The organism is Pyramidobacter sp. YE332 (assembly GCF_033060595.1).
Lineage (GTDB): Bacteria > Synergistota > Synergistia > Synergistales > Dethiosulfovibrionaceae > Pyramidobacter.
The window spans coordinates 2464571-2489653 of sequence record NZ_CP133038.1; the positions used below are offsets into that span (position 1 = coordinate 2464571).

Genomic DNA, 25083 nt, shown 5'->3' on the forward strand with positions numbered 1-25083 from the left:
CTTTGGGCGGACACGGAACATGATCCCGATCCGCTTTAAAATCTGAAACCGAAAGGAAGGATCCCGTAATGAAAATGAATCGTCGCATTTCGGCTTTACTTGTCGCAACAGCAGCGTTTCTAATCCCCGCGTGCGGTTTCGCCGCCGACTATCCCGCCAAGCCCGTCAAGATCATCGTTCCCTTCGCCGCCGGCGGCGCCGCCGACATGACCACCCGTCTGGCGGCAAAGGTCGCCGAAAAATATCTCGGCCAGCCCATGGCGGTCGAGAATCGTCCCGGAGGCGGCGGCGTGACCGGTTATGCCGAAGTCGCCAAATCCCGCCCCGACGGTTATACGCTCAGCGAAGTGGGGCCCAGCGTCGTCATAGCGCCCCTGACCAAGAAGACCAATTTCACGGTCGATTCCTTTACGCCCATCGTCAATATGGTGTACGAACCGGAAACGATCGCCTGCCTGAGCGATCGCTTCAAGACATGGGAAGAGCTTGTCGCCGCCTCGCAGGCCAACCCCGGCGGCGTCAAGATCAGCGTCTCCGGCGCCATGGCCAGCGACCACCTCGCCGTGCTCCGCGTGCTCAAGAAGAGCGGACTGAAGTGGGTCTGCGTGCCCACCAACGGCAGTTCTCAGGCCATCACGGCCATGCTGGGCGGCCACGTCGACCTGACGATCGTCTCGCCTTCCGAGCTTTCCGAGCAGGTGCGCAGCGGCCAGGTCGCCTATCTGCTGACGCTGGCTCCCAAGCGTCTCGGGGAGTATCCCGAACTGCCCATCGCCGCCGAAAAGGGCATCGAGGTTGTGGACGGCCCCTGGCGCGGTCTTGTCGCTCCCAAGGGAACGCCCGAAGAAGTGGTGGCCGCGATCGAAGCGGCTTTCCTGAAGGCGTTTGCGGATCCTGAGTTCGTCGACGCTTACAGCAAAGCGGGGCTGCCCGCCAACATGTGGATGAACCGCGCCGACTTCACGGCGCTGGTCGATCAGCAGAAGGTGGACATCGCCGAAGTGATCGCCGAGACCGGCGTGAAGACGAACAAGTAGTTTTTCGACCGATGAAGAGGGTTCCTCGTTCCCGCAGGGACCCTCTTTTTCACAGCGAAGGAGGAAAATCCCGTGTTTCTTGTCAGAACGCTTTCCCTCGAGGTCGTTTTCGTCCTGTTTTTCTTATGGCGATCGCTGTACGAGCCCGCCGAAGTGCGCGCTTATCCGCAGGCGCTGCTGGTCCTGATGGGGCTGTGCGCCTTGACCTCGCTGTATTACGCCTGGAAGATCCGCAACACGTCGCAGGGCTCCGCCGACGAGATCCGTTTCAACAAGTACTTTTCCATCGGCTCGTTCTTCTGCTATCTGTTGTCGTTCCACACTCTCGGCTTCATCGTGGCGACGTTTCTTTTCTATGGCATCTGGATGGCGGTGATCGAGCGCAGGCTGAAGGTCAGCCACGTCCTCATCGCGGCGGTCTTTGCCGGATTGCTGTACTACGTGTTCCACAACGTTCTCGGGGTCCTGCTGCCGGCCGGACTGCTGGCAAACGTTCTGCCCGATTAGGAAGGAGCGACGCATATGTTAGATTGGCTCGAAGCTTTGAAACTCGCCCTGGTTCCCAGCGTGCTGCTCTCAAACTTTATCGGCACGGCGGTCGGCATCGTGATCGGCGCGCTGCCCGGTCTGACCTCGACGATGGGCGTGGCGCTGGCGGTGCCCCTCACTTACGGCATGGCGCCCGCCTCGGGATTCGCCATGCTCTGCGGCATTTACTGCGGCTCAGTCTACGGCGGCGCCATCACGGCCATCCTCATCAACACGCCGGGCACGCCCGCCGGCGCGGCAACGACGTTGGACGGCTATCCGATGGCGCAGAAGGGACGCGCCGTGGAGGCTCTCGGCATCGCAGCGATCAGTTCGTTCATCGGCGGGCTGTTCAGCGTCGCAGTATTGAGCTTCTGCGCGCCGGCGCTGGCCAAGGTAGCGCTGTCTTTCGGCCCGGCCGAGTACTTCGCGGTGATGGTTTTCGGCATCACGATCATCTCCAGCATCTCGGGCAAGTCCATGTCGCGCGGGCTCTTTGCCGGGCTGCTGGGGATGTTCCTCGGCACCTTCGGCACTGATCCGCTGACAGGCTATCCGCGTTTCGCCGACGGCATTCCCGGCCTGTACGGCGGCATCGAGATCGTACCCTGTCTGATCGGCCTGTTCTCGTTCCCACAGGCGATCGACATGGTGGTCAAAAAGGCGAAAGAGTCGAGCATGAACGCTTTGACGGGCAAGGTGCCGCCGCTGCGCGAGTTTGCCAGACGCTGGGTGAATCTGCTGCGTTCGGCGGTGATCGGCACGTTCGTCGGCATCCTTCCCGGCGCCGGAACGAGCATCGCCACGTTCATCTCCTACAACGAAGCGATGCGCTTTTCCAAGCACAAGGAAGAGTTCGGCACGGGCTGCATGGACGGCGTCGTCGCCACGGAAACTTCGAACAACGCCGTCGTCGGCGGTTCTCTGGTGCCGCTGCTGACGCTGGGAATCCCCGGCAACGCGGTGTCGGCCATCTTCTTGGGCGCTCTGACGATCCAGGGACTGAAGCCCGGACCGTTCCTGTTCCAGGAACAGGCGCCGCTGATTTACAGCTTGTTCCTCAGCCTCGGCATCGCCCACTTTTTCTTCCTCGCCATCGGCCTCGGCGGCGTGAGGATTTTCCCCAGGATCCTGAAGATTTCGCCCACGGTGCTCTCCGGCGGCATCCTCATTCTCGGTACGGTGGGAGCGTATGCGCTGCGCAACGAGCCTTTCGACATTTGGGTCGTACTGGCGTTCGGCCTGCTGGGATATTTCCTGAAAACGATCAGGACGCCCACGGCCCCCGTCGTGCTGGGCTTCATCCTCGGGCCGATGATCGAAGCCAACTTCGAGCAAGCCATGCTGATCGGCGACGGCAAATGGTCGTTCTTCTTCGGCAAGCCGATTTCCTGCGTTTTTCTGATCCTCGCCGCCGTCTCCTTCGTGACGCCCTTCATCTTCCGCTGGCGCAAAATCCGCAACGTCTCCTCCCTGGCCGAAGAGGAGAGCCATACCGAGGAAGAAGAGCTGTAAACATTTTTTCGGCTGCGTTTTCTCACTTAAAATCTGTCTCTTATTTGGAAAGGAAGTTTTTCACATGTCCGTAGGATTTCGCGTGTACACCAAAAGGAACCTGCCGCCCCAAGAGCTCGTCGAGGCGTTCCGTCACATTCCCGCCTCCAACATCGCCGATACGATGAACCGCCTCTGCGCCATCCACTCCGACATTCATCTGATGACAAAGCCCGGCGACGGCAACATGGTCGGCGTGGCGCTGACCATCAAGGCCCGTCCCGGCGACAATCTGATGCTGCACAAGGCGCTGAACATGATCGAACCCGGCGACGTGGTCGTCGTTTCCAACGAGGGTGACCGCAGCCAGTCCCTGATGGGCGAGGTCATGGCCGCTTACGCCAAATCGCGCGGCGTGGCCGGTTTCGTCTTCGACGGACCGATGCGCGACATCGACAGCCTTTATGACGGCGGCGTGCCGTTCTACGCGACGGGCACCACTCCCGGCGGCCCCTTCAAGGAGGGGCCCGGCGAGATCAACGTTCCCATCGCCTGCGGCGGCATCATGGTCAATCCCGGCGACATCATCGTCGGCGATCCCGACGGCGTGATCGTCATTCCCCGTCAGGATGCCGAAAGGGTGCTGGAAGCGGCGCGAAAGTTCATGGAACAGGACCAAAGCAAGCTGAAGGCGGCGCAGGAGGGGCACGCCAAGCGCGACTGGGTCGACAAGAAGCTGGAAGAAAAAGGCTGCGAGATCATCGACGGCGCGTATCCCGCGTAAGCTCGCCAAATAACGCCAAAGGAGACACCATCATGAGCCAAATGGCAATCGCGCTGATCATTCTCGCCGCCACGATCGTTCTGTTCATCTGGGAGCCGGTGCCCATCCTCGTCACTGCCATCGGCGCTTCGATCGCTTACGCCTACGCGGGCATTATTCCCGTCGGCGACATCTTCAAGGGCTACAACAGCAACACCATCGTGTTGCTGGCCGGCATGATGATCGTCGGATCGTCGCTGTTCCACACCGGCCTGACCGACATCATCGGCGAAAAGATGGTGAAGATCACGGGAAAAAGCGAGCGCAACATCGTCCTCGCCACGCTGATCGTTTCCTGCGCCCTCAGTTCGGTGTGCAGCAACATCGGCGTGATGACGGCCATGGCCCCGCTGGTCACGGCCATGTGTTTCTCCGCTGGCTGCGGTCCTTCGCGCACGTTGATGGCGCTGCTTTTCGGCGCTCAATTCGGCGGCTTCGTGACGCTGGTCGGCGTCGGTTCCAACGCTTCCGCGGCCAACGCCATGGCCGACCTCGGCCTAACGCCGTTCGGGTTCTTCGGCATCACGCCCTTTGGTCTCGGCATCTGCGTTCTCGGCACGCTGTACTTCACTTTCGTGGGCATGAAGTTCCTGCCCGACACGGGATATGTCCCCGAGTTCGCCAAGGTCGAGAAGAAACCCTTCGACAAAAACAAGGCCGCCATCGCCTGCATCACCATGGCCGCCGTGTTGGTAGTCATCGCGCTGAGTCCCAAGAAGATGCCCATGCACGTGGCGGCGGTGATCGGCTCGCTGGTTATCATGGGCACCAAGTGCATGACCGTTCGGGAAGCCATCGCCGCCATCGACTGGAATTGCATGCTGCTGGTCGGTTCGTTGACCGCCATTTCCACAGGCGTGCAGAAAAGCGGCGCCGGCGCCGCCATGGCTGAACTGATTTTGCAGATCCTCGGCGAACATCCCAGTACGTTCATGATCACGACGGTGATCTTCATCGCCGCCGTAATTCTCACTCAGGTGATGTCCAATATTCCCACGATCATGTTGTTCATGCCCATCGGCGTTTCCATCGCCAAAGCGATCAACGTCAGTCCTTATCCCATCTGCATGATCATCACGCTGGCCGGCGCCGCGTCTTACGCCACGCCTTTCGCCGCCCCGCAGAACATGATGACCGTCGGCTGGACGCAGTACCGCTTCATGGACTACATCAAAGCAGGACTGCCGATGCTGCTGGTAACCTATCTGGTCATTGTCGCCGTCATCCCTTTCTATCTGCCCTATTAAACTGAATTTCCGAAAAAAGCGCGCCCTCGGTACGCCCGCTGCGGGCTGTGAGGGCGCGCTTTTTCGCGACGAACTGGAGGCACAACACATGAGAGACTGTCTTCGCGGCGCTTACGAGATGCACGTCCACACTTCGCCCGACGTGACGGCACGCAAATGCAGCGATCTCGAACTGGCGCGGCGCTTTCGCGACGCCGGGCTGGCGGGGGCTCTGATCAAATGCCACTACGCCGACACGGCGGCTCGCGCGGCGCTGCTGAACGAGCAATTTGCGCAACTGCATTTCGCCGGCGGCGTGACGCTGAACAATTCAGTCGGCGGGCTCAATCCCGAAGCAGTCGCCGCCAGCGACAAGATGGGCGGCCGAATCGTCTGGTTCCCGACGATGGACTCGCGCAGCTATCAGGAATTCCGCAAGCAAAACGGAACGCCCGGCGCGGATCCGAGCAGGTGCATTGACGTCCTTGACGGTCGGGGAAACTTGGTTCCCGAAGCGCTCGCGGTGCTGGAAACGGCGAAACGCTGCGGGATGCTGGTCGGCACGGGGCATGTCAGCGCCGCGGAAGGACTGGCGCTGGCACGCGCCGGCGCAAAGACGGGCTGTCAGGTGATCCTGACGCACGCCGACAATCCTGCCGACGTTTACACAACGGACCAGCAGCGCGAGGCCGCGGCGCTGGGGGCGATCGTCGAACATTGTTACTTCACGACCTATTACAAACGCACGCCCATCGAGACGATCGCCGCGCAGATCCGGGCCGTAGGCGTGGAACGGGTGATCCTTTCCACCGATTTCGGGCAACCGCAATCGCCCTACTCCGACGAGGGACTTTTACAATACGCGAATCTGCTCGCGGCGCAGGGCTTCAACGACGCCGAACTGGGCATGATGTTCCGCGACACGCCGGCTCGCCTGCTCGGCTTTGAACGCTGAGCCATAAAAAACGCGGCGCGCCACGAAAAACGGGAGCCTGTCCCTTGCTCTTTGAGCAGGGTTCAGGCTCCCGTTCTTTTACAGCGGCGCTCATACTATTTCTTGATAAAAAGCACTAACATAGTTTCAAGACGCTGCGGGGGAGTTCAGTCGCTCGAACTACCTCGACTGCTGCGCAGTCTGCGCAGCTCGCTTTGTGAATCTTCCTCGCAACGCCCTTGGGTTCAGCCTTTTAATTGAGAAATAGTATCAGTCGCGCACGGTCGCTTTGCCGACTTTGGGCATCTTTTCGACCGTGATGGCCTCGATGTAGTAAAAAGGCTCCATCGTGTCCTTTTCGAAGACGGAGGGCACGCTGCCCTCGCGCAGGATACCGCGCACCTTGACCCATGACTTTTCGGACTGGAGCGCCGACAGGTCGCGGTCGTACTTGAACTCGAAGTTCACGTATCCGCCCGTGCAGAACGGGCAGATCGGCCCTTTGCGCCCCACGTAGGTGAAGCCGTCGAAGTCCATGTAAAAGCCCTCGATCTCCACCGACTTGCCCGCGTATTTGTCGAAGTTCAGGAACCAGTCGTTGATCTGGGTCATGTAGAGGCGGTTGCCGACGACGATGTCGATTTTACGCGGATCGAAGGCGGCGCGGTCCTTCTCGATGTCGTGAGGATAGTTGTAAAGCGAGATGTCCGGCCCCTCGAGGATCAGCATCCCCGCCTGGGCGTCGATCTCCGCCAGATAGTCCTCCAGCTTCTCCGCCTCCTCTTCCGGCAGAGGCACGGCGGCGAAAAGAGCCGGCGCGAGCAGCGCCAGCAGAAACGCCCCAAACGCGCTTTTTCCTCTGAATTTCATCATTTCTTTCATCGTCCTTTTCAGCCCGCCTGCGTCACTGCGGCCGCCGGAACCCGTGAAAGTGCGAGCCGGCGACGGCGGCGGCGAAAAGCGCCATATTGACGATCACGATGCACGATCCGGTGGGAATCGAATACAGATAGGAAAGGAACATGCCCGTGAAAAAACAGCCGACCGAGATCGCCGCCGACAGCAGCACCGTGCTCCTGAAACGGCGGCAGATCCGCATCGCCGTCAACGACGGGAAAACGATCAGGCTGGAGATCAGCAGCGTCCCCATCATGCGCATTCCCAAAACGACCGTTACGGACGTGAGCAGGGCGATGATCATGTTGTAGCGCCCTGTATGGATCCCCGCCGCCTGCGCGAACGTCTCGTCGAAGGTGACGGCGAAGATGCGGTTGTAGAACAAGACGTAGAGCAACAGCACCGCGCAGCTCAGCGCCGCCGAGAGGATCACGTCGGAACGGCTCATGGCGAGAATGCTGCCGAACATGTAATTGCACACGTCCACGTTCATTCCCGTCGAAAGCGAGACCGCCGCCACGCCGACCGCCAGCGCGCCGCTGCACAGCACGGCCGTCGCCGAATCGCCGCGGATCCGCGAACTGCTCTTGATCTGCAGCAGCAGGAAGGCCGCCACAATGCAGGCGGGAATCGCCAGGCTCAGCGGCGCGAGGTCGAGCGCTTTCGCCAGGGCCAGCGCCGCGAAGGCCACGTGAGCCAGACCGTCGCCGATCATCGAATAACGCTTCAGGACCAGGCTGGTCCCCAGCAGCGAAGCGCAGAGCGAGACCAGGCAGCCGACGATCAGCGCGTTGACCACGAAAGGATAGGACAGCATCTGCAAAAGTTCGTTCAGCATAACTTCGCCCCGCCCTCTTCCGCAGCCGCACCGCTCAAGACGCGGAACGGGCCGCCGTCGATAAAACGGCGGCCGGCCGCGCTTTGCGAGTATTCCTCAACGGAGCCGAAAAACAGCTGGCGGCCGTTGAGATGAAGGATCTGCCGGGCGCAGCGCAGGGCGCTCCGCACGTCGTGAGTGATCATGACGATCGTCATGCCCTGCTCGCGGTTCAGCTCGTTCAGGATCTGGTACATTTCGTCCTGCATGCGGGGATCCAGCCCCGCCGCCGGTTCGTCCAGCAGCAGGAGCGAACGCGTGGCGCACAGGGCCCGGGCCAACAGCACCCGGCGCTGCTGGCCGCCGGAAAGATCGCGGAAACATTTCTTTCTGAAATCCTGCATCCGCACCAGCCGCAGCTTCGCCTCGGCTTCCCGACGGTCGCCCTTGCCGAAAAAGGGACGCAGGCCGCAGCGCCGCAGCTGGCCCGACAACACCACTTCCTCGACGCTGGCGGGAAAGTCTTTCTGCACCGCCGTCTGTTGGGGAAGATATCCGATGCCTCCCATGCGCGCCTCTGCGCCAACTTCCACAGAACCGCCGACCGGCTTGACGAGGCCCAGCAGTCCCTGCATCAGCGTGCTCTTGCCGGCTCCGTTTTCGCCGACGATGCAAAGGTAGCCGCCGGAGGAGACCTCAAAGCTGACGTCCTCCAGGACCTTCCTGCCGTCGTAGGCGAAGCTCGCATTACGGCACGCGAGGAGGCTCATTTTAGTTCAGCGCCTCTTTGAGGACGTTCAGATTGTGGCGCATCAGGTCGAGGTAGGTGATCCCCTTTTCGAAATCCTCGGCGCTGACGTTGTGCACCGCGTTCAGCAGCCGCACCTGGGCGCCCGTGGCGTCGGCGATGGCGCGGGCCATCTGGCCGTTCGACAGCTCGATGTGGAACACGACGGGGATCCCGTCCTGCTTCACCTTGTCGATCAGGAAAGCAACCGTCTCGGGATTCGGTTCCGTCTCGGTCGAGCAGCCGGGGAACGCAGCGTAGTACTTCAGGCCAAATTCGCGGCAGAAGTACAGGAAGGGGAAGCGGTCACCGACGATGATCTCGCGGCGCTTCGAGCCCTCGATCAATTTGCGGAAATCATCGTCAAGCCGGCGCAACTGCTCAAGATACACGGCGGCGCGGCTGGCGTACTGGCCCCTGTTCCCGGGATCCAGCTCAGCAACCACTTCGCTGAGCTTCTTCACGATCTGGATCGCGTTTTCGGGCGCCGTCCACACGTGCTCGTCCAGCTCCGGCTCCTCGCCGTCGTGGTGATGATGCCCCTCTTCCTTGGCGTCATGATCGTGCCCGTGGTCACAGTCGGGACCGTGGTCATGGTGAGCATGACCGTGATCATTGCCGCCGTCGTGGTCGTGATCGTGCTGCATGCCCTCGACGATCTCCTCCGGAACCGTCTTCACCAAGTCCATCAGCTTCACGACGCGGGGCCTTTGCCCTTGTCGAAAGAGGCCAGCACCTTGTCGACCCAGGCATCGGAATCGCCGCCGACGTAAACGAACAGCCCGCAGTTCTGCAGGTCGAGAATGTCTTTTACCGTCGGGTCGAAGCTGTGGCTTTCCATGCCCGGGCGCAGCAGCATCTTCACGTTGGCCAGGTCGCCCGTGATCTGACGGACGAAATCGTACTCGGCAAAGTTGGAACAAATGACGCTGAGCTTTTCAGCGTCCGCCGCCGGAGCGGCAAAAGCGGCGCCGCAAGCGAAAACCATCGCGGCACACAGAGCGAAAAATTTTTTCTTCATCTAAGGGATCTCTCCAATTCTATTCAAAAATTCGACTTGCAAACCGACACGCGCATGAAAAAACGCGCGCCGTCTAATTGGAGAGCTTGACCTTCAGAGCCACCAGCGTCACATTTTCGCGCCGGAGACTCTTCCTCTGCGCGGAAGCGCAGGCCGCACCGACATACCGCGCGGCGTAAAAGTACGCGCCCGCCACGCCGACGGCGAAGCCCGCCAGCGCCTTGACGCACTCGTCCATCTGCGCGCAGATGGGACAGCCGTGCCCGTGGCAGTCGTGAACGGCCTCGATGAACAGATACGCCACCGAACAGAGCACCGAAAGGGCCAGGAAAAGACAGACCACGAGGTTCAATATTCTTTTTTCTTCATGCCTGCCTCTCCTCCAGTCCGAAAAAATCGCCGTCCATACTGCCGCCGGCGGCTCCGGGCATTCGTCCAGCCCTTATTTTTCATTATACAGAGCGGTATTAGCACTGTCAAACTCGCTTGTTTCACATGATACGGCAGGCCGCCCCGCACGCTGCCTTCGGCACGGCGCCGGCCGATAAAAAACGCGCGGCAAAAGAGCGAAACACGCGGCTCTTCATCGTGCGTCGGTTAAATTATAACACCGCGGTCAACTTGCTTTCCGCGAAAACAACAAAAACAAAACGCGAAATGGCGGCGGCTCTCGTCTATAATGGAACGGCGAGGTGACGATCATGCCCTACAATTCCTTCGACGACTATCCGATGAGCTGGCGGCCGAAGCTGGACCGCAGCGAACGCGCGCTCTATCTGACGCTGGCGCGCACGCTCGAGGAGGATATCGCGTCGGGCGCGCTCAAGCCCGGCACGCGTCTGCCGCCGCAGCGCGAACTGGCCGACTTTCTCGACGTCAACGTCAGTACCGTGGCCAAAGCCTTCAAGCTCTGCGAGCTCAAGGGGCTGCTCACCGCCACCGTCGGCAGCGGCACGTTCGTGGCGTACAGCGCGCTCACCGACAAACGGTTTCTCGAACGCGCCGAAGGAGCGCACGTTATCGACATGGGCAGCGTCCAGCCGGAGGATTCTGCCAACGCCGCGCTGCTGGAGATGGCCCGCTCGCTCTTCCGCAGCGACGAGGCCGCCGCGCTGTTCAGCTTCCACGCCCAGGGCGAGGACGAGTGGCAGAAGGACGCCGCCGTTACGTTCATGCGCCTGTGCGGACATGAGGCGCACCGCGAGCAGATCCTGTTTGCCAACGGCGCCCAGAACGCGATCTCGGCCATCTTCGCCTCGCTGTTCCGCCGCGGCGAAAAGATCGCCGTGGACGACCACACTTATCCCGGCGTCAAGTCGGCCGCCGCCATGTTCGGCGTCAAACTCGTCCCCGTCAGGAGCGGCGATGAGGGCATGGAACCGGCCGACCTCGAACGTCTTTGCCGCAGCGAAAAGATCCACGGCGTCTACCTGATCTCCGCCTGCCACAACCCCACCACTGCCACGCTCCCGGAAGACCGCCGCCGCGAGATCGCCGCCGTTTTGCGCGCCCACGACGCGCTGCTGATCGAGGACGGCACCAACCAGCTCATGCAGCGCGGCGTGCCCTCCGTGTCGAGTTTCGCGCCGGAGCGCAGCCTCTACATCGCCACGATGTCGAAAGTGATCGCTCCGGGGCTGCGCGCCGCCTGCGTGGCCGTGCCCGACGCCTGCAAAGAGGCCGTCGCCGGCGCGCTGTACAGCCTCAACGTCGGCGTCGTGCCGATGATGGCCGAACTGGCGGCCCGCGTCATCGCCTCCGGCCAGTTCGAGCGTATCATCGCCGCGCACCGGCGGCACACCGGCGAGCGCAGCCGTCTCGTGCGCGCGATTTTGCCCGACGCGACATGCCGCGGCGGCGACGCCGACATCTTCCGTTGGCTGACGCTGCCCGAACGCTTCGCGAGCGTCCAGTTCGAGCAGGCGGCCCTGGCGCGGGGCGTCCGCGTCGCCGCCGCCGAACGCTTCGCCGTCGGCAAAACGCCGCCCGCCCGCGCCGTGCGTGTCGCCTTCTGCACGCCGCCGCGCGACCAACTCGAAAAAGGGCTGCGCGTCCTTGCCGAATTGATCGCCGATTAGCCGTCCAAAAACAAAAGCGTTTGCCATGCAATTTTATTATTGCATGGCGATTTTTTTGTTCTATAATACGTTCTGCAACGAAAGACCGTTTCCGCGCCGGCGGCGCGGAAAAAGGGATCCAGCCGCCGACTGTCGTGCGATGAAAATGTTCCACGTGGAACATTTTCATCACACAGCGGCCGTCAACGCCGGTCATTTTCAAGGAGGCAATGAGGATGAAATTTTTCGGGAAAACCGTCGCCGCGCTTGCAGCGCTCGTGATCGTGCCGCTGGCGGCCCGCGCCGATTTGCGCGTGGCCACCGCCAGCACCTACCCGCCCTACGAGTTCCTCAACGAAAAAGGCGAACTGGACGGCTTCGACAAAGATTTGATGGAAGAGATCGGCCGCCGTCTCGGCGAAAAGATCGTCTGGCTCGACACGGGCCATTACGACATGGTCATCCCCTCGCTGGTCACCGACCGCGCCGACGTCATCGCCGCCGGCATGAGCGCCACGCCCATCCGCGCCAAGCGCGTGCTCTTCTCCACTCCCTACGTGCCCACCATGGCCTCCTTCGTCACCGCGCCCAACGTCGCCGTGAAAAAGCTCGAAGACCTGCGCGGCCTGCGCGGCTGCGTGCCCGTCGGCACCACGCAGGACGTTTTTCTCACGCCGCTGGCGGGCAAACTGGGTTTTCAGATCAAGAACTTCGCCAAGATCGAAGAGTGTCTATGGGACATCGTCACCGGCCGCAGCGACTTCACCCTCATGGACGTGCCCGTGGCCAACAAGATCCTCGAACTGCCCAGCTTCAAAGGCAAAGCCGTGCGCGGTTACACCTTCCAGCTCACCGGCGCCGGCAAAGCGCTGGCCGTCAACCTCGGCAACACCGCGCTGAAAAACGAACTCGACGGCGCCATCGCCGCCATGGAAGCCGACGGCACCCTCCCCGCCCTGCGCAAGAAGTGGAAGCTGGGAAAAAAGTAATCCGCGCGCCACAATCCGCTTTATAAAGACCGAGTCCCCCGAACTGATGGAAGTTCGGGGGGCTCGATTTTCTGGAGTAATCATTTCAATTCAGAATCCGGAATCAATCAGCAATATTGACATCACATGAGTATTGTTTACAATGTTATCTATTATCAGCGCAAGGCCGGTTCTTCTGTTCGCGTTCCGTTTATTCTCAATAAAAGGAGACGTACCGTCAATGATCATCAATCCCAGCGTTGTCACTCTGTCCAATGAGGAACTTGCCGCCATCGAGGAGGCCGAACCGGCGACAATCGGGCACTTCCGCAATTTCGGCTTTAACACTGCGCCGCTTTTTATCTCCCTCCCGGGCAAAAGGTTTACCGGGCGCGCCGTGACCGTCAAGCTGGCGTCCAATGATTCCACCCTGCTGCACAAAGTCACCGAAATGGTCGGCCCCGGCGACGTGCTTGTGATCGACCGCGCCGGAGACCAGCAGTACGCCGCTTTGGGCGGAGTGGTTTCCTGGGCGCTGCACATCAGCGGTGTAGAAGGAGTCATCGTCGACGGAGCCGCCACCGACATCGAAGAGATCCGCGAGATGGGGCTGGTCGTATTGTATCGCCGTCTGTCAGCCATCACCACGCGCCTGTTCGGTCTTGACGGCGAGATCAACACGACCGTCAGTTGCTGCGGCGTAACGGTCAATCCCGGCGACATCATCGTGGCCGACGAAAACGGTTTCGTGGCGCTTCCCGCCGGCGAGGCCGCGGCTGTTTGCAAGAAAGCCATCGAGATTCAGAACGCCGAGCCCGGCAAAAAGGATCGCATTGCCAAGGGCGAACATATGGCCGACGTGACTCGCGCCGGCGCTCTGATCAAAGAATATTTCGAGAAAAACGCCAAATAAGGAGAGAACCGACCATGAGCAAATTTTTAATGGCCGTGCTGCAGATCGACTCGCAGGCCGATAAGAAAGCCAATCTCGACAAGGTCGGCCGTTTTATCGACGAAGCGGCGTCTCATGGCGCGCGGTTCGTCGCCATGGCGGAGAACATTCACTACTGCGGCCCAAAGGATGGCGTCTTCGCCAGCGCCGAACCGATTCCCGGGCCGATGAGCGAATTTTTCGCCGCCAAGGCCAAGCAGCACAGGATCTGGCTGCACTGCGGCAGTATCGGCGAAGTCGTTCCCGGCGAGAGCAGGCTCTACAACACGACGCTGCTTTACAATCCTCGGGGAGATCTGGCCGCCCGCTACGAGAAGATCCACATGTACGACGTGGAGATCGAGAACGGGCCTTCCACGCGCGAGTCGGACACGAAAAAACCGGGGCATAAGATCGTCGTCGTCGACACCGAGTTCTGCAAAGTGGGGCTGTCGATCTGCTACGACATGCGCTTCCCCGAAATGTACCGCATCATGGCCCTTCAAGGCGCGAAGGTGATGTTCGTGCCAGCCAACTACACGCTGTTCACGGGCAAGGACCACTGGGAATGCATCCTCAAAACCCGCGCCATCGAGAATCAATGCTACGTGGTCGCTCCCGCTCAGATCGGCAAGAAGCCGGCGTTCCAGGCTTACGGCCGTTCCATGATCATCAATCCCTGGGGCGTTACGGTCGCCTGCGCCGAAGACCGCGAAACGATCATCTACGCCGAGATCGATCCCGATTATGTAAATCAGATCCGCGAACAGCTGCCCAGCCTCAAAAACCGGCAGCCGGGCGCTTACGTATGGCCGGCTGAGTGATTTCCACCGAAAGTCCTTTCTCTGTCACTGAACACAGCGAACCATTCGCTGTGAATTTCGAAAAGGAGAGTATTCTGATGCTAAAACGTATCGCTCTGTCCCTGCTTTGCGTCTGCGCCGCCATGAACGCCGTTCCTTCCGAAGCCGCGACGAAACTTCGCCTCGGCAACAAGATGATCGAGGATCACTACGAGAGCCAGGCTTTGAAGATGATGGCCGAGAACGTAAAAACCCGTACCAACGGCGAAGTGGAGATTCAATGTTACTTCGGCGAAGTTCTCGGCGACAACAAGAAACAGATCGAGAACATGGTCCGCGGCGTACAGGATTTCTACGCCGACGGCTACGGCTATTACGATATGTACTCGCCCCTCGTGCGCGTGTCCTCGCTGCCCTACTTATTTCGCGACAACGAGCACTATCGGCGTTTTCTGCTCAGCGACGTCGAGAAAGAAATCGAGGAGCCCCTGCTCAAGAAAGCGGGACTTCGCGTCGTCGACAGGAAGCGCAACTGGCTGCGCGGTCCTTTCCGGGTCATCGCCTCGCGCAAACCGATCCGCTCGCTGGAAGACCTTCAGGGACTGAAACTGCGCATGAACTCCAACCCCACCAGCGTCAAGGCATGGGAAGCCCTTGGCTGCGCCGTCACCGTCATTCCTTATTCCGAGACGTATCTCGCCCTCAAACAGGGAACAGTGGATGCCGTCACGTGCCCGGTCGTCGACGCCTATTTTCAAAAATTCTGCGAAGTCGCTCCCTACCTGACCGTCACGAACGAATACCCTCAGCAGGTCGCCGTGGTCATGAACGACCGTAAATTCCAGCGTTTGACAGCGGAACAGCAGGAAATCCTTCTCGACGAAGTCGACAAAGCCGGCGACTACGTGACCGAACAGGCCAACAAACGCAGCGCCGAGATCATCGAACTCATGAAAAAAGAATACAACGTCGAGATCATCGAAGTCGATCTCGCCCCATGGAGAGCGAAGATGGACGGCTTTCTCGAAGAACTCGAGAACAGCAACTATATCCCCAAAGGATTTGCCGAACGTATCCGCGCCATCCAGTAAGCCAGCTTTCCCATCTGTACGATGTGGAGCAGAGGGTCCGGGGGGACCCTCTGCTCCACATCTGGAGAGAATCTTTTGAGAGAGGGAGATCCCTGTGGCTAAGAAGATCGCAAAAATCATCGACTGGATTCTCGCCCTGAACGGCTGCCTCATGATCGCAACGGCCACGCTCCAGATCGTTTCACGCATGATGGGGCGTCCTGTCGCGTGGACGGTGGAACTGCTGACGTTTTTGGGTTTGTTCTCCATCATTCCCGGCGTCGCCTCGCATTTCCTCAAGAACACCGAGACCCGGGTCGGCATTATCGTGGACTATCTCCCCCGTACGCTGCGGCGTCTTACTGAATTTGCCATCAACGCCGCCTGCGTCGTTTTCGGCTTTATCCTGCTGTACGCCACCTACGACTACACCGGCCTTGTCGGCATGGGCACGCCCGAACAGTACCTTCCCTTCCCGCCCGAGACCAACTTGCTGCCCGTCTATCTGCTGAGTTTTGCCGTCATTTGGAACGGCCTGTACAACCTGCACCGCATCGCCGTCGGTAAAATTGAAAAATCCGGTCCTGCGCCCGAAGGAGGAGAGCGGTAAATGGTATCCGTCGGTCTTATTTCAACGCTGATCATGATGCTGTTCCTCAAAGCGCCGGTCATTGTCGCCATGGGTACGTCGGTCGCCGTGGGCTGTTGGCTGGGAGACTTGCCGCTGTATCTGATCGCGCAGGGCATCATCGACGGTTCCATGTCCTGGAGCCTTCTGTCCATTTTCTTCTTCATGATGGCCGGCAACATCATGGGCGTCTGCGGCGTCGCCGATCAGATCTTCAGCTTCGCCAATGCCTGCGTGGGGCACTGGCCCGGCGGACTGGCGCACGTCAACTGTCTGTGTTCCATGGTCTTCGCCGGCATTTCCGGCGCGGCCGCCGCTGACTGCGCCGCGCTCGGGCCGATCGAGATCAAGTCCATGACCGACAAGGGATATGACTTGAGATACAGCACCGGCATCACGCTGGCGTCATCCATGGTCGGGCCGATCATCCCGCCCAGCGTGTTCTTTATCATGTTCGGCGTCGTTACCAACACGTCCATCGCCAAACTGTTCATCGCCGGCATTGTTCCCGGCGTCGTCATCAGCCTGGCGCTGATGCTTGTCTGCGCGCGCATCTCCATCAGACGGCCCGACATTTTTCCGCGCGGCAGTTACACCCCTATGAAGGAACGTTGGCGCATCTTCAAAAAATCGGTATGGTCGCTGCTGGCTCCCGTTATTATCGTCATCGGCATGACCTCCGGTTCCGTCAGCCCCACCGAAGCCGGCGTCGTGGCCGTACTTTACTCGCTGCTGCTGGGCGTCATTTACCGCACGCTGAAGTGGAACGCGCTGTGGAACGCCGTCAGAGATTCGATGATCATGGCCGCCTCGAGCCTGATCCTGTTCGGTTTCGCCTCCACCATGTCCTACATTCTCACCATGGAGATGCTGCCCACAAAACTAGCGACGCTGATCCTCAGCCTGACGCAGAACAAGTACCTCGTGCTTTTTCTGATCGATCTGCTGCTTCTGGTTCTGGGCTGTTTCATGTCCGCTTCCAGCGCCATGATCCTGCTCACGCCCATCCTTCTGCCCTTGATGGAAAAACTCGGCGTCAGCACGATCCAGCTGGGAGTGTTGATGTGTTTCGCCCTCACTATCGGCATCGCCACTCCGCCCGTCGGCATGGGACTGTATATCCTTGCAGACATCACGCACCAGAAGATCGAAGAGGTTTTCGAAGGCTTCATGCCCTTCTTCCCCGCGCTGGTCGTCATGCTCATCGTGCTGACGCTGGTGCCGCAGATTTCCACCTGGTTGCCCAATCTGCTGATGCCCTAGTATATATTGCTCAATCGAAATCCCGTCTTTTTCGTAAAATTCCCGCGTCCTCTCAGAGCATTCCTTATAAAAAGTTTGAATTTAAAGGCGCCGTGAATCTTCCTCGGGACGCTCTGCCCATTTAATATTTTAATCGAGAAACTGTATCAGCTTTTGACATGACAATGTCATTCGCTCCCGTTTCATGAACGGTATTATCTCAGCGTGACACTTTCTTTGAACAGTTACGAGTGACATTATCACTGAACAACGACACAGCAACGATATCACCCCTTGCGGAAAAACAAATCTGTGGTAGAATATTACGATAATGCTATGAGCATTAAAGAACCGCCCCCGGTCGAAAGCGTTCGGCTCACGGGAACGCAATGCTTCCGGGCGGCGCAGCAGTACCGTAACAGGTAACAGAAATATGGAGGTCAGCAACAGAAACATGTCGTACAATGAAAGACTGAGAAAAGCGTCAAAGTATTGCGAGCGCAACGGCAGTTACCGCGTGATCGTCGGCTGCGGCGAGAAGAAGCTTCTGCTCGTCCGCAATGCCACCGGCTACGTCAGGACCGCCCTGCTCGGCGAGTGACCTTTCCCCCGCGCGGGGAAAAGGCTCTGCGACCTTTCAGCGCCTCGATCCTTCGGGATCGGGGCGTTTTTTTATGGAGCGAAAGAGCGTCTTGCCAAAACGGCGTCTCTCGTATAAAAATAAAGCGTCACGGAGGTGAAAAACATGACGGACAACGACAGCCTGCGCGCCTTGAGCGACCGGCTGCGCAGTTTCTGCGAAGAACGCGACTGGGATCAGTTCCACAATCCCAAAGACCTGGCCATCGGCATCGCCACCGAGGCCGGCGAACTGCTGGAGATCTTCCGCTTCATGAGCGCGGAGCAGCAGGCAGAGCTGCTGGCCGGAGTCGAAACGCGCGGGCACATCGAGGACGAGCTGGCCGACGTGTTCTTTTTCGTGCTGCGCTTCGCGCAGATGAACGGCATCGACCTCGGCCGCGCGCTGGAACGCAAAATGGCGAAAAACGCGCGCAAGTACCCGGCGGACCAGTGCCGCGGCGACAACCGCAAACGGTGAAGAAGCCCCGAAGAGGCCTGAAAGTCGGAACCATCGGTTAAGCTGATGGCTTGCTTTGCCCTTATTAAGAGTCCACTACCGGCTCCCTTCAAGGGCACCGAAAAACCGACAACCGCACCACTTACTTCCACAGTCTGCCGAGCTGCCCCTAACGGGGCTGAGTCTTTGTCTTCTCCTTCCGGCTCTCCCGTAAATGAGGCAATCAGTTCTTTTGGCGTCAGAGGAACATTTCGAAAAAACGGCGTCAGTTGCGCGTCGCAGGCCTCTGCGCTGCGTCAGGAAAACATTTGAATGCACAAAAGGAGCATGTTCATGAAGAAGCTGTTTTTAACTTCATATTTTGCCGGCACAGTTGAAGCCTTTAAGGAGTTCGAGAAGGACAACGTTGAGGGGAAAAAAGTGACTTTCATTCCGACAGCAGGTAATGTCGAAGAATATACGGGATACATAGAAGAAGCTCGAGAGCTCCTCGCAAAGATGGGATATGAAGTAGATTCTCTCGATATCTCCAGTCTGGACGAAAAAACGCTCACCAACAGAATTTTGGAAAGTCATTTCCTGTATGTCTCGGGCGGTAACACCTTCTATCTCTTGCAGGAGATAAAAAGGAAGAATCTTGTCGAAGTGATGCGTAGAATGATTGAGAACGGAATCCCCTACGTTGGGGAATCAGCGGGAGCAATCATAACTGCCCCGAACATAGAATACAATCAGCTGATGGATGATAAAGAAAAGGGCAATGAACTGAAATCTTATGAGTCATTGGGGATCGTTAATTTCTATGTGGTTCCCCACTACAAGGAATTCCCGTTCGAGGAATCGGCCGAACTGACACTTCGCACGTACAAAGAAAAATTGGCTCTGAAGCCTTTGAATAACAGCGAGGCAATTATTGTGATCGACAACAATTGCCGAGTTGTGGGGAAATAGCTCTCGGTTTCTTAACGATAAAATCCAAGCTTGCCGGAGGCAATCCACATGGAAATACGCGATTTCTGGAAGGCGACGCTGGGGCAGGACGCCGCCTCCATGCGGAGGTTCTTCGCGCCCGGCGCCTGCGTGTTCTGGCACAACACGAACGAAGCGTTCAGCGCCGAAGAGTTCATCGAGGTCAACTGCGAATATCCCGGCGCGTGGGACGGCGAAGTGGAACGGGTCGAACGGATCGGCGGGCTGATCGTCACGGCGCTCCGCGTCTTCGCCGCGGGAGGCGGCCCGTCCTTTCACGTCGTCTCTTTCTTCCGCGTGCAAGACGGCAAAATCGTCTCCATCGACGAGTACTGGGGCGACGACGGCGCGCCGCCGCAGTGGCGGCTGGACAAAAAAATCGGCAGAGCCATAAAATAATCCCCGTTCCGCCTTGAACTCGTGCGAGGTCCATGAGGATAAAATACGGCGCGGCCGCCGGTCGGAAAATTCTTCCGGCCGGCGGCCGCGTCTTTTCTCGAATCACGCTTTCGTTTTCGGCATCAGGATCTCGCGCGCGGCCTTGATGAAACGGTCGGTCTCGATGGGGACGCGCAGGCCGAGCGTGAAGTGCCGTTCGTCGATACAGGGCAGAATGAGGATGGAGCGCCGGCGCAGCTGAGCGGCCAGCTCGGGAGCGGTGATGTCGTCGCGTTCGAGGCGGCAGAGCACCCAGTTGGCGTCGCTGGGCAGCGGGCGCAGCCCGGAGATGCGGCGCAGGCGCCCGATCAGGCGCGGCATCAGGCGCGTGACCACGTCGACCGTGCTGGAACGGAAGGGCATGATGCGTTCGAGCGCGGGCGCCAGATAATGGGCGAGCGGGCTGAGCGCGGGCGCGAACTGGCGGGCGCGCAGGGCGGAGATCCAGCCTTCGCCGCCGACGGCGTAACTGAGCGGACAGAGCGAGAGCGCCAGAGAATCGGTGAAGGAGCGGATCAGGGCGGCGCGCGGTTCGCGGCGCACGCCCGACCACAGCGAGTTGGTGATGCTGCCGTAGGTGAAATCGACGGCCCGTTCGTCGAGGATCAGCCAGCCGCCGCCGGCCAGCCAGCGGTCGAGTTCGGACAGCAGCTCGGCGGGCGGCATGAGGGCGGCGGACGGAAAGGAGGGATTGCCGAGGATGAGCAGGTCGCAGCCGTCCAGCGCTTCGGCCAGCGCGCCGCGGGGAATGCGGTAATTGTGCTTGAGCGGCAGCGCGAAACTTTTCACGTCCAGGCCGCAGCGTTTCAGGACGCGCTCGTACGAACGCGGGCACGGCACGGGCAGCAGCGCGCGGCGCGCTCCGCCGGCGCTGGCGGCGAGCAGCGCGATCAGCTCCTCTTCGCGCTGCGAGACGGCGATCTGTCCGCTCTGCACGCCGTGGCGCAGCGCGATGGTCTGGCGCAGCGCGGTGAAGTCGGGGTCGACGGGCGCGTCGCACTGTTCGCGAATGGCGGCCGTCAGCGCCGTTTTGATGGCTTCCGGCGTGCCGAGCGGATTGGCCCGCACGCTGAAATCGAGAATTTTGACCACGATGCCACCTCCTCTGCCGGCGAATTTCGTTCAGTATACCTCAAAACCCGGCGGATGAAAATCGACGCTGCGGAACAAAACGCAGGCGGGGCTCTTTCTCGCGGCAGCGATCATCGCCCGCTCAGGATCTTTCCTGCTGTCGAAAATCGTCTCGCGCCGCATAACGCGGCAAGGGAGCTCCACAAAGCGGGACGGGCGGATTGCGCGGCGGTCGAGACAGTCCCGAGCGACTGAACTCCCCCACAGCGCCCGGGAAATTACGTTAATACTTTCTATCAAGAATTAGTATAAGAAGCCGCTCCGGCCGTTTTTCCGAGGCGGTTTCCTGTGTTTCTCATCCCGTCGCCGATGGCGCCCCTGACGGTCGGAACGACAAAATATGTCAACAAACAATAACCTATGGAAACTGATATTTTATTTCTGTGCTACAATGACGGAAAGAACGCCATCTTTACGAAATCGGGAGAACACATGGAAAACTATCTGCCATGGATCACGGCGGTCTGCTCGCTGGGAGCGGCGGTCGCCTGCGTCGTTTTCATCTTTGTCCAGAAGCGCGGCCGCATCGCCACGGAGGACCTGCTCATGGAACTGCTCCAGCAGGAACTGTCCGACCAGAGCGAGGAGGCGCTGCGGCGAAATTCGGAAATGCGCCGCGAGCTGAACGAAACGCTGCGCGCCAGCTCGATGAGCCTCACCGAGTCGGTGCGCGTCATCGGCGACCTGCAGGCCGACCGCATCGAACGGCTGGAAAAACGCAGCGGCGACCTCAACGCCGCCGTGGACAAACGCCTCGAATCGCTGCGGACCGACCTGCTCGGACTGCGTCGGGAAAACCAGTCACAGCTGGAAAAGATCCGCGCCGGCGTGGAAGAGCGCCTGCAGGAGACCATCGACAAGCGTCTGGGCAGTTCCTTCGCGCTCGTGCAGCGGCAGCTCGAAGCCGTGCAGAAGGGGCTGGGCGAGATGCGCAGCCTGGCCGGCAGCGTCGGCGATCTCAAGCGCGTGCTCACCAACGTCAAGGTGCGCGGTTCCTGGGGCGAAGTGCAGCTGCGCGCCATCCTCGAACAGATCCTTTCGCCCGAGCAGTACGCCGCCAACGTGGCGATCCGCCCCGATTCGCAGGAGCGCGTCGAGTACGCCGTGCGCCTGCCGGGCGACGGCGAGCAGGCGCGTCCCGTGTGGCTGCCGATCGACAGCAAGTTCCCGCTGGAAGATTATCACCGCCTCTGCGACGCCTCGCAGTGCGGCAACGAACAGGCCGCTGGCGCGGCGCGCGCAAGCCTGCTCAAAGTGCTCGAAAGCGAGGCGAAAGACGTCTGCGAAAAGTATATCGCGCCGCCGCACAGCACCGACTTCGCCCTGATCTTCCTGCCCGTCGAAGGATTGTACGCCGAAGTGCTGCGCGACCCCGCCGCGGCCGAACGCCTGCAGCGCAAGTACCGCGTCGTCGTCGCCGGTCCCGCCACGCTGGCGGCCCTGCTCAGCAGCCTGCGCATGGGCTTCCGCACGCTGGCGATCCAGCGGCGCAGCGGCGAAGTGTGGGAACTCCTCGCCTCCGTGCGCGGCGAGTTCGGCAAGTTCGGCGAAGCCCTCGACAAAGCGAGGCGTCAGCTCAACGCCGCCGCCGCCTCCATCGAGGAGACCGGCCGCCGCAGCCGCGTCCTGCGCCGCCGCCTCGACGCCGTGGAACACCTCACTGACATGACCGCTTTTCAGCCCGGCGGCGAAGAAAATGTTGAAGCCTCCGAACCGGAAGATCGCGCCGATTCTTAAGACCCCCTCCCGGAACCCGGTCCTCTGTCCCGCCAACGGTAAGCGCTCCGGCTCGAATGGGAAGATCCCGTTATCTTGAAAGAGGCAGAGTTCCGAAAGACTGAAACCTCCCGATAAAAAACTCTCTCCGGACGCCTCGGATGACATGCGGTGCTTCCTCCAATCCCTGCTGCGGTTATTTTGACACTTCGACATTCCATGATATACTGACTTATATCATGATATTATCTTTTATAAAAATACTGTCATAAAGATAGATTATGCTTTTCAAGGAGGAAATATGGATGAGCACTCACGAACAGAGTTCCGCGTTGAAAGTTCACAAGCTGACGTTCTGGGAAGCGACGATGATCGTCGTCGGCGCGAATATCGGTTCCGGCATTCTCGGGCTGGCCTATTCGAGCCGTAAGGCCGGCTGGCCGGTTCTGTTGCTGTGGCTGATTGTCGCCGGCATTTTCACGACATTCTCGATGCTGTACGTCGCCGAGACGACATTGCGCACGGAAAAACCTCTGCAGCTCCCCGGACTGGCCGAGCGTTATGTCGGCAAACTGGGAGCCGCGCTCATCTTCATCTCCGTGGCAGCCAACTCGATCGGCTGCATGATTGCCTACATGACCGGCAGCGGCAATATTCTTGCCAAAATGTTCGACATTCCCAATCAAATGGGCAGTCTGCTGTTCGCCGTTCCTGCCGTCATCGTCGTCTGGCTGGGTCTGAAGGCTACCGGCGTCGCCGAAAAAATCATCAGCACCGGCATGATGGTCATGGTCGGCGTGATTATCGCGGCTTCGTTTCTCTCCGACAAGGCGAATGTGAACAGCGCTCTTTACGCCAACTGGACGTACGCCGTGCCCGTGTTTAACGTCGCGATTTTCTGTTACATCGCTCAGTACGCCGTGCCCGAAATGGCCCGCGGCCTGCGCCATGATCCTCGGGAACTGCCCAAGGCTATCACCACGGGCATGTTTCTCACCGCCGTGCTGTTGGCTCTTGTGCCCCTGGCCGTCATCTCTCTGACCGGCCCCGAAAAAGTCACGCAGGTCGCCACGATCGCCTGGGGTGAAGCCCTTGGCCAGTGGGCTTTCTTCGTCGCCAACATCTTCGCCCTGTGCGCTATGATGACTTCTTACTGGGCCGTCGGCGGCAGCTTCCTGACGAACATCGTCGACATGTTCCATTTCAAGTCCGAGACCGATTTCATGACCCGGCTCGTTTCGGTGATCTGCGTCTGCGTGCCTCCATTTCTGCTGGCCTACAGCGGCATGGTCGGCTTCGTCGACGCAATTTATCTGGCCGGAACATTCGGCGGCGTGATCATGTCCATCCTGCCCGTGATGATGCTGAACAGCTCGCGCAAAAGCGGCGACGTCGAGCCACATTGGAAGTGCGGCTGGTACAGCGCCGGCTGGGTTCAGGGCCTGCTGATCGTCCTCTTCTGCGGTGCGGCCGTCTACGCGATTTTCGACCTCGCGGGCATCCTTCCGAGCGCGTGGTAAAGCGGGTGTGCTGAATGCAGTTTTTAGGAAAAGACAAAGTTATTTTCTCTTTTAACCAAGACAACAAGCCGGCGTATTTCGTCGACGACGGCGAAGTTTTCACCGTCGAAACCGACGACTGCTACAGTGGTCAGATCAAAGATTCCAGCGTGCTGCGCCCCGACATCGACATTTCCATCATGGACTGTTCGGTCGGCCCGATTTACGTTAACGGCGCCGAGCCGGACGATGTGCTGTGCGTCGAGATCCTTGGCATTGATTTTGCGCCGCAGGGCGTCATGGTCACGTCGCCGGGACTGGGCGTGCTTGGCGGGAAGACGAAAAAAGCCAATACGAAAATCATTCCGATCGAGGACGGCTATGCCCATTTCAGCAAGGATATCATCCTGCCGCTGACGCCGATGGTGGGCGTGATCGGCGTGGCGCCCCGCAGCGGCGACATTCATTGTGCCGTGCCCGGCGATCATGGTTCCAACATGGACACGAAAGTCATCACCGTCGGTTCCAAAGTCTATCTGCCTGTCGCCGTCAAAGGGGCATTGCTGGCCGTCGGCGACTTGCACGCCTGCATGGGCGACGGAGAACTCAGCGGCACCGGCATCGAAACGGCCGGCACGATCCTGATGAAAACGACCGTGGTCAAAGGAACGCGCCTCGAACGTCCTATGGTGGAGACGAAGGACAGCATGTACACGATCGCTTCCGCAAAGGAATTCAAAGACGGCGTGCGTGCCGCCGTCGAAGACATGGTCAATTATCTGATGAAAAAAACCGGACTGGAATTTCAGGATGCGTACCGCCTTCTCAGCGCCACCTGTGACATTCAGATCAGCCAGGTAGTCAACGATTTGCACACGTTCCGCGTGCGCGCCCCCAAGAAGCTCCTGAAGCTGGGCGGAATCTAGTTTTTCCCTTGAACATAAAGGGACTAACAACGCAGACTTTCTAAGACAACACAGCCCGCGGCG

The 25083-nt window shown here is 59.7% G+C and carries 27 protein-coding genes; 20 read left to right on the forward strand and 7 right to left on the reverse strand.

Features of this window, described 5'->3' with window-relative positions; translation table 11 throughout:
- Positions 1-74 precede the first annotated feature (74 nt).
- From RAH42_RS11625 to RAH42_RS11650, 6 genes are all read left to right on the forward strand, one after another.
- Positions 75-1037 carry a tripartite tricarboxylate transporter substrate binding protein gene (locus RAH42_RS11625; RefSeq protein WP_317539570.1) on the forward strand — a complete coding sequence of 321 codons (963 nt, stop codon included), beginning with the start codon at positions 75-77 and terminating at the stop codon, positions 1035-1037.
- Positions 1038-1109: 72 nt separating this feature from the next.
- Positions 1110-1544 (forward strand): tripartite tricarboxylate transporter TctB family protein, encoded by a 435-nt coding sequence (locus RAH42_RS11630; RefSeq protein WP_317539571.1) that lies wholly within the window; start codon positions 1110-1112, stop codon positions 1542-1544.
- 15 nt (positions 1545-1559) lie between these two features.
- On the forward strand, positions 1560-3080 hold the full coding sequence (locus RAH42_RS11635) for a tripartite tricarboxylate transporter permease (RefSeq protein ID WP_078015038.1): 1521 nt from the start codon (positions 1560-1562) through the stop codon (positions 3078-3080).
- Positions 3081-3144: 64 nt separating this feature from the next.
- Positions 3145-3843: an RraA family protein gene (locus RAH42_RS11640; RefSeq protein WP_317539572.1), complete on the forward strand. Its 699-nt coding sequence runs from the start codon at positions 3145-3147 to the stop codon at positions 3841-3843.
- 32 nt (positions 3844-3875) lie between these two features.
- Positions 3876-5129, forward strand: coding sequence for an SLC13 family permease (locus RAH42_RS11645; protein ID WP_120371674.1), 1254 nt, complete (start codon positions 3876-3878; stop codon positions 5127-5129).
- An 88-nt stretch (positions 5130-5217) separates the two neighbouring features.
- A complete protein-coding gene (locus RAH42_RS11650) occupies positions 5218-6063 on the forward strand; it encodes a DUF6282 family protein (RefSeq protein WP_317539573.1) in 846 nt (281 codons plus the stop codon).
- A gap of 249 nt (positions 6064-6312) precedes the next feature.
- Here RAH42_RS11650 and RAH42_RS11655 read toward each other — a convergent pair whose 3' ends face one another.
- The 6 genes from RAH42_RS11655 to RAH42_RS11680 all read right to left on the reverse strand — a co-directional run bounded on the left by RAH42_RS11655 (position 6313) and on the right by RAH42_RS11680 (position 9907).
- Positions 6313-6924: a hypothetical protein gene (locus RAH42_RS11655; protein ID WP_078015034.1), complete on the reverse strand. Its 612-nt coding sequence runs from the start codon at positions 6922-6924 to the stop codon at positions 6313-6315.
- A gap of 22 nt (positions 6925-6946) precedes the next feature.
- Entirely contained in the window at positions 6947-7777 is an 831-nt protein-coding gene (locus RAH42_RS11660) for a metal ABC transporter permease (protein ID WP_078015033.1), read from the reverse strand.
- On the reverse strand, positions 7771-8526 hold the full coding sequence (locus tag RAH42_RS11665) for a metal ABC transporter ATP-binding protein (protein ID WP_078015032.1): 756 nt from the start codon (positions 8524-8526) through the stop codon (positions 7771-7773). Before RAH42_RS11665 ends, RAH42_RS11660 begins: the two co-directional genes overlap by 7 nt.
- A gap of 1 nt (position 8527) precedes the next feature.
- Positions 8528-9232: a metal ABC transporter substrate-binding protein gene (locus tag RAH42_RS11670; protein WP_317539574.1), complete on the reverse strand. Its 705-nt coding sequence runs from the start codon at positions 9230-9232 to the stop codon at positions 8528-8530.
- Between the two features lie 5 nt (positions 9233-9237).
- Positions 9238-9564, reverse strand: a complete 327-nt coding sequence (locus tag RAH42_RS11675) for a metal ABC transporter substrate-binding protein (protein ID WP_317539575.1) — start codon at positions 9562-9564, stop codon at positions 9238-9240.
- Between the two features lie 73 nt (positions 9565-9637).
- A complete protein-coding gene (locus RAH42_RS11680) occupies positions 9638-9907 on the reverse strand; it encodes a hypothetical protein (RefSeq protein WP_317539576.1) in 270 nt (89 codons plus the stop codon).
- Between the two features lie 358 nt (positions 9908-10265).
- On the opposite strand from RAH42_RS11680, the gene RAH42_RS11685 reads away from it, so the two are divergent.
- The 11 genes from RAH42_RS11685 (at position 10266) to RAH42_RS11735 (ending at position 19709) form a co-directional block, all read left to right on the forward strand.
- On the forward strand, positions 10266-11642 hold the full coding sequence (locus tag RAH42_RS11685) for a PLP-dependent aminotransferase family protein (protein WP_317539577.1): 1377 nt from the start codon (positions 10266-10268) through the stop codon (positions 11640-11642).
- A 215-nt stretch (positions 11643-11857) separates the two neighbouring features.
- Positions 11858-12610: a transporter substrate-binding domain-containing protein gene (locus RAH42_RS11690; RefSeq protein WP_317539578.1), complete on the forward strand. Its 753-nt coding sequence runs from the start codon at positions 11858-11860 to the stop codon at positions 12608-12610.
- A 220-nt stretch (positions 12611-12830) separates the two neighbouring features.
- Positions 12831-13502 carry an RraA family protein gene (locus RAH42_RS11695; protein ID WP_158606212.1) on the forward strand — a complete coding sequence of 224 codons (672 nt, stop codon included), beginning with the start codon at positions 12831-12833 and terminating at the stop codon, positions 13500-13502.
- A gap of 14 nt (positions 13503-13516) precedes the next feature.
- The gene (locus tag RAH42_RS11700; RefSeq protein WP_317539579.1) at positions 13517-14344 is read left to right on the forward strand and encodes a carbon-nitrogen hydrolase family protein; all 828 of its coding nucleotides are present in this window, start codon (positions 13517-13519) and stop codon (positions 14342-14344) included.
- A 77-nt stretch (positions 14345-14421) separates the two neighbouring features.
- Positions 14422-15414: a TRAP transporter substrate-binding protein gene (locus RAH42_RS11705; protein WP_296426972.1), complete on the forward strand. Its 993-nt coding sequence runs from the start codon at positions 14422-14424 to the stop codon at positions 15412-15414.
- Positions 15415-15508: 94 nt separating this feature from the next.
- Entirely contained in the window at positions 15509-16003 is a 495-nt protein-coding gene (locus tag RAH42_RS11710; protein WP_078015023.1) for a TRAP transporter small permease subunit, read from the forward strand.
- Positions 16004-17284: a TRAP transporter large permease gene (locus RAH42_RS11715; RefSeq protein ID WP_317539580.1), complete on the forward strand. Its 1281-nt coding sequence runs from the start codon at positions 16004-16006 to the stop codon at positions 17282-17284. It abuts the gene before it with no gap.
- 433 nt (positions 17285-17717) lie between these two features.
- Entirely contained in the window at positions 17718-17864 is a 147-nt protein-coding gene (locus tag RAH42_RS11720) for a hypothetical protein (protein ID WP_158606356.1), read from the forward strand.
- A 144-nt stretch (positions 17865-18008) separates the two neighbouring features.
- Positions 18009-18362 carry a nucleotide pyrophosphohydrolase gene (locus tag RAH42_RS11725; RefSeq protein ID WP_317539581.1) on the forward strand — a complete coding sequence of 118 codons (354 nt, stop codon included), beginning with the start codon at positions 18009-18011 and terminating at the stop codon, positions 18360-18362.
- A gap of 312 nt (positions 18363-18674) precedes the next feature.
- Positions 18675-19292 (forward strand): Type 1 glutamine amidotransferase-like domain-containing protein, encoded by a 618-nt coding sequence (locus tag RAH42_RS11730; RefSeq protein ID WP_317539582.1) that lies wholly within the window; start codon positions 18675-18677, stop codon positions 19290-19292.
- 48 nt (positions 19293-19340) lie between these two features.
- Positions 19341-19709: a nuclear transport factor 2 family protein gene (locus RAH42_RS11735; RefSeq protein ID WP_078015020.1), complete on the forward strand. Its 369-nt coding sequence runs from the start codon at positions 19341-19343 to the stop codon at positions 19707-19709.
- 102 nt (positions 19710-19811) lie between these two features.
- Here the strand turns inward: RAH42_RS11735 and RAH42_RS11740 are convergent, their stop codons facing one another.
- Positions 19812-20840, reverse strand: coding sequence for an aminotransferase class I/II-fold pyridoxal phosphate-dependent enzyme (locus RAH42_RS11740; RefSeq protein WP_120373144.1), 1029 nt, complete (start codon positions 20838-20840; stop codon positions 19812-19814).
- A 399-nt stretch (positions 20841-21239) separates the two neighbouring features.
- On the opposite strand from RAH42_RS11740, the gene rmuC reads away from it, so the two are divergent.
- From rmuC to RAH42_RS11755, 3 genes are all read left to right on the forward strand, one after another.
- A complete protein-coding gene (rmuC, locus tag RAH42_RS11745) occupies positions 21240-22616 on the forward strand; it encodes a DNA recombination protein RmuC (protein ID WP_317539583.1) in 1377 nt (458 codons plus the stop codon).
- A 284-nt stretch (positions 22617-22900) separates the two neighbouring features.
- On the forward strand, positions 22901-24115 hold the full coding sequence (locus tag RAH42_RS11750) for an amino acid permease (RefSeq protein WP_078015017.1): 1215 nt from the start codon (positions 22901-22903) through the stop codon (positions 24113-24115).
- A 14-nt stretch (positions 24116-24129) separates the two neighbouring features.
- Positions 24130-25020 (forward strand): acetamidase/formamidase family protein, encoded by an 891-nt coding sequence (locus RAH42_RS11755; RefSeq protein ID WP_078015016.1) that lies wholly within the window; start codon positions 24130-24132, stop codon positions 25018-25020.
- Positions 25021-25083 lie beyond the last annotated feature (63 nt).

Bases quoted from the DNA above. Each gene is read 5' to 3' on its own strand.
- RAH42_RS11625 (WP_317539570.1), top strand. From the start codon at position 75: ATGAATCGTCGCATTTCGGCTTTACTTGTCGCAACAGCAGCGTTTCTA.
- RAH42_RS11635 (WP_078015038.1), top strand. From the start codon at position 1,560: ATGTTAGATTGGCTCGAAGCTTTGAAACTCGCCCTGGTTCCCAGCGTG.
- RAH42_RS11640 (WP_317539572.1), top strand. From the start codon at position 3,145: ATGTCCGTAGGATTTCGCGTGTACACCAAAAGGAACCTGCCGCCCCAA.
- RAH42_RS11645 (WP_120371674.1), top strand. From the start codon at position 3,876: ATGAGCCAAATGGCAATCGCGCTGATCATTCTCGCCGCCACGATCGTT.
- RAH42_RS11650 (WP_317539573.1), top strand. From the start codon at position 5,218: ATGAGAGACTGTCTTCGCGGCGCTTACGAGATGCACGTCCACACTTCG.
- RAH42_RS11655 (WP_078015034.1), bottom strand. From the start codon at position 6,924: ATGAAAGAAATGATGAAATTCAGAGGAAAAAGCGCGTTTGGGGCGTTT.
- RAH42_RS11660 (WP_078015033.1), bottom strand. From the start codon at position 7,777: ATGCTGAACGAACTTTTGCAGATGCTGTCCTATCCTTTCGTGGTCAAC.
- RAH42_RS11665 (WP_078015032.1), bottom strand. From the start codon at position 8,526: ATGAGCCTCCTCGCGTGCCGTAATGCGAGCTTCGCCTACGACGGCAGG.
- RAH42_RS11670 (WP_317539574.1), bottom strand. From the start codon at position 9,232: ATGGACTTGGTGAAGACGGTTCCGGAGGAGATCGTCGAGGGCATGCAG.
- RAH42_RS11675 (WP_317539575.1), bottom strand. From the start codon at position 9,564: ATGAAGAAAAAATTTTTCGCTCTGTGTGCCGCGATGGTTTTCGCTTGC.
- RAH42_RS11685 (WP_317539577.1), top strand. From the start codon at position 10,266: ATGCCCTACAATTCCTTCGACGACTATCCGATGAGCTGGCGGCCGAAG.
- RAH42_RS11690 (WP_317539578.1), top strand. From the start codon at position 11,858: ATGAAATTTTTCGGGAAAACCGTCGCCGCGCTTGCAGCGCTCGTGATC.
- RAH42_RS11695 (WP_158606212.1), top strand. From the start codon at position 12,831: ATGATCATCAATCCCAGCGTTGTCACTCTGTCCAATGAGGAACTTGCC.
- RAH42_RS11700 (WP_317539579.1), top strand. From the start codon at position 13,517: ATGAGCAAATTTTTAATGGCCGTGCTGCAGATCGACTCGCAGGCCGAT.
- RAH42_RS11705 (WP_296426972.1), top strand. From the start codon at position 14,422: ATGCTAAAACGTATCGCTCTGTCCCTGCTTTGCGTCTGCGCCGCCATG.
- RAH42_RS11715 (WP_317539580.1), top strand. From the start codon at position 16,004: ATGGTATCCGTCGGTCTTATTTCAACGCTGATCATGATGCTGTTCCTC.
- RAH42_RS11720 (WP_158606356.1), top strand. From the start codon at position 17,718: ATGTCGTACAATGAAAGACTGAGAAAAGCGTCAAAGTATTGCGAGCGC.
- RAH42_RS11725 (WP_317539581.1), top strand. From the start codon at position 18,009: ATGACGGACAACGACAGCCTGCGCGCCTTGAGCGACCGGCTGCGCAGT.
- RAH42_RS11730 (WP_317539582.1), top strand. From the start codon at position 18,675: ATGAAGAAGCTGTTTTTAACTTCATATTTTGCCGGCACAGTTGAAGCC.
- RAH42_RS11735 (WP_078015020.1), top strand. From the start codon at position 19,341: ATGGAAATACGCGATTTCTGGAAGGCGACGCTGGGGCAGGACGCCGCC.
- rmuC (WP_317539583.1), top strand. From the start codon at position 21,240: ATGGAAACTGATATTTTATTTCTGTGCTACAATGACGGAAAGAACGCC.
- RAH42_RS11750 (WP_078015017.1), top strand. From the start codon at position 22,901: ATGAGCACTCACGAACAGAGTTCCGCGTTGAAAGTTCACAAGCTGACG.
- RAH42_RS11755 (WP_078015016.1), top strand. From the start codon at position 24,130: ATGCAGTTTTTAGGAAAAGACAAAGTTATTTTCTCTTTTAACCAAGAC.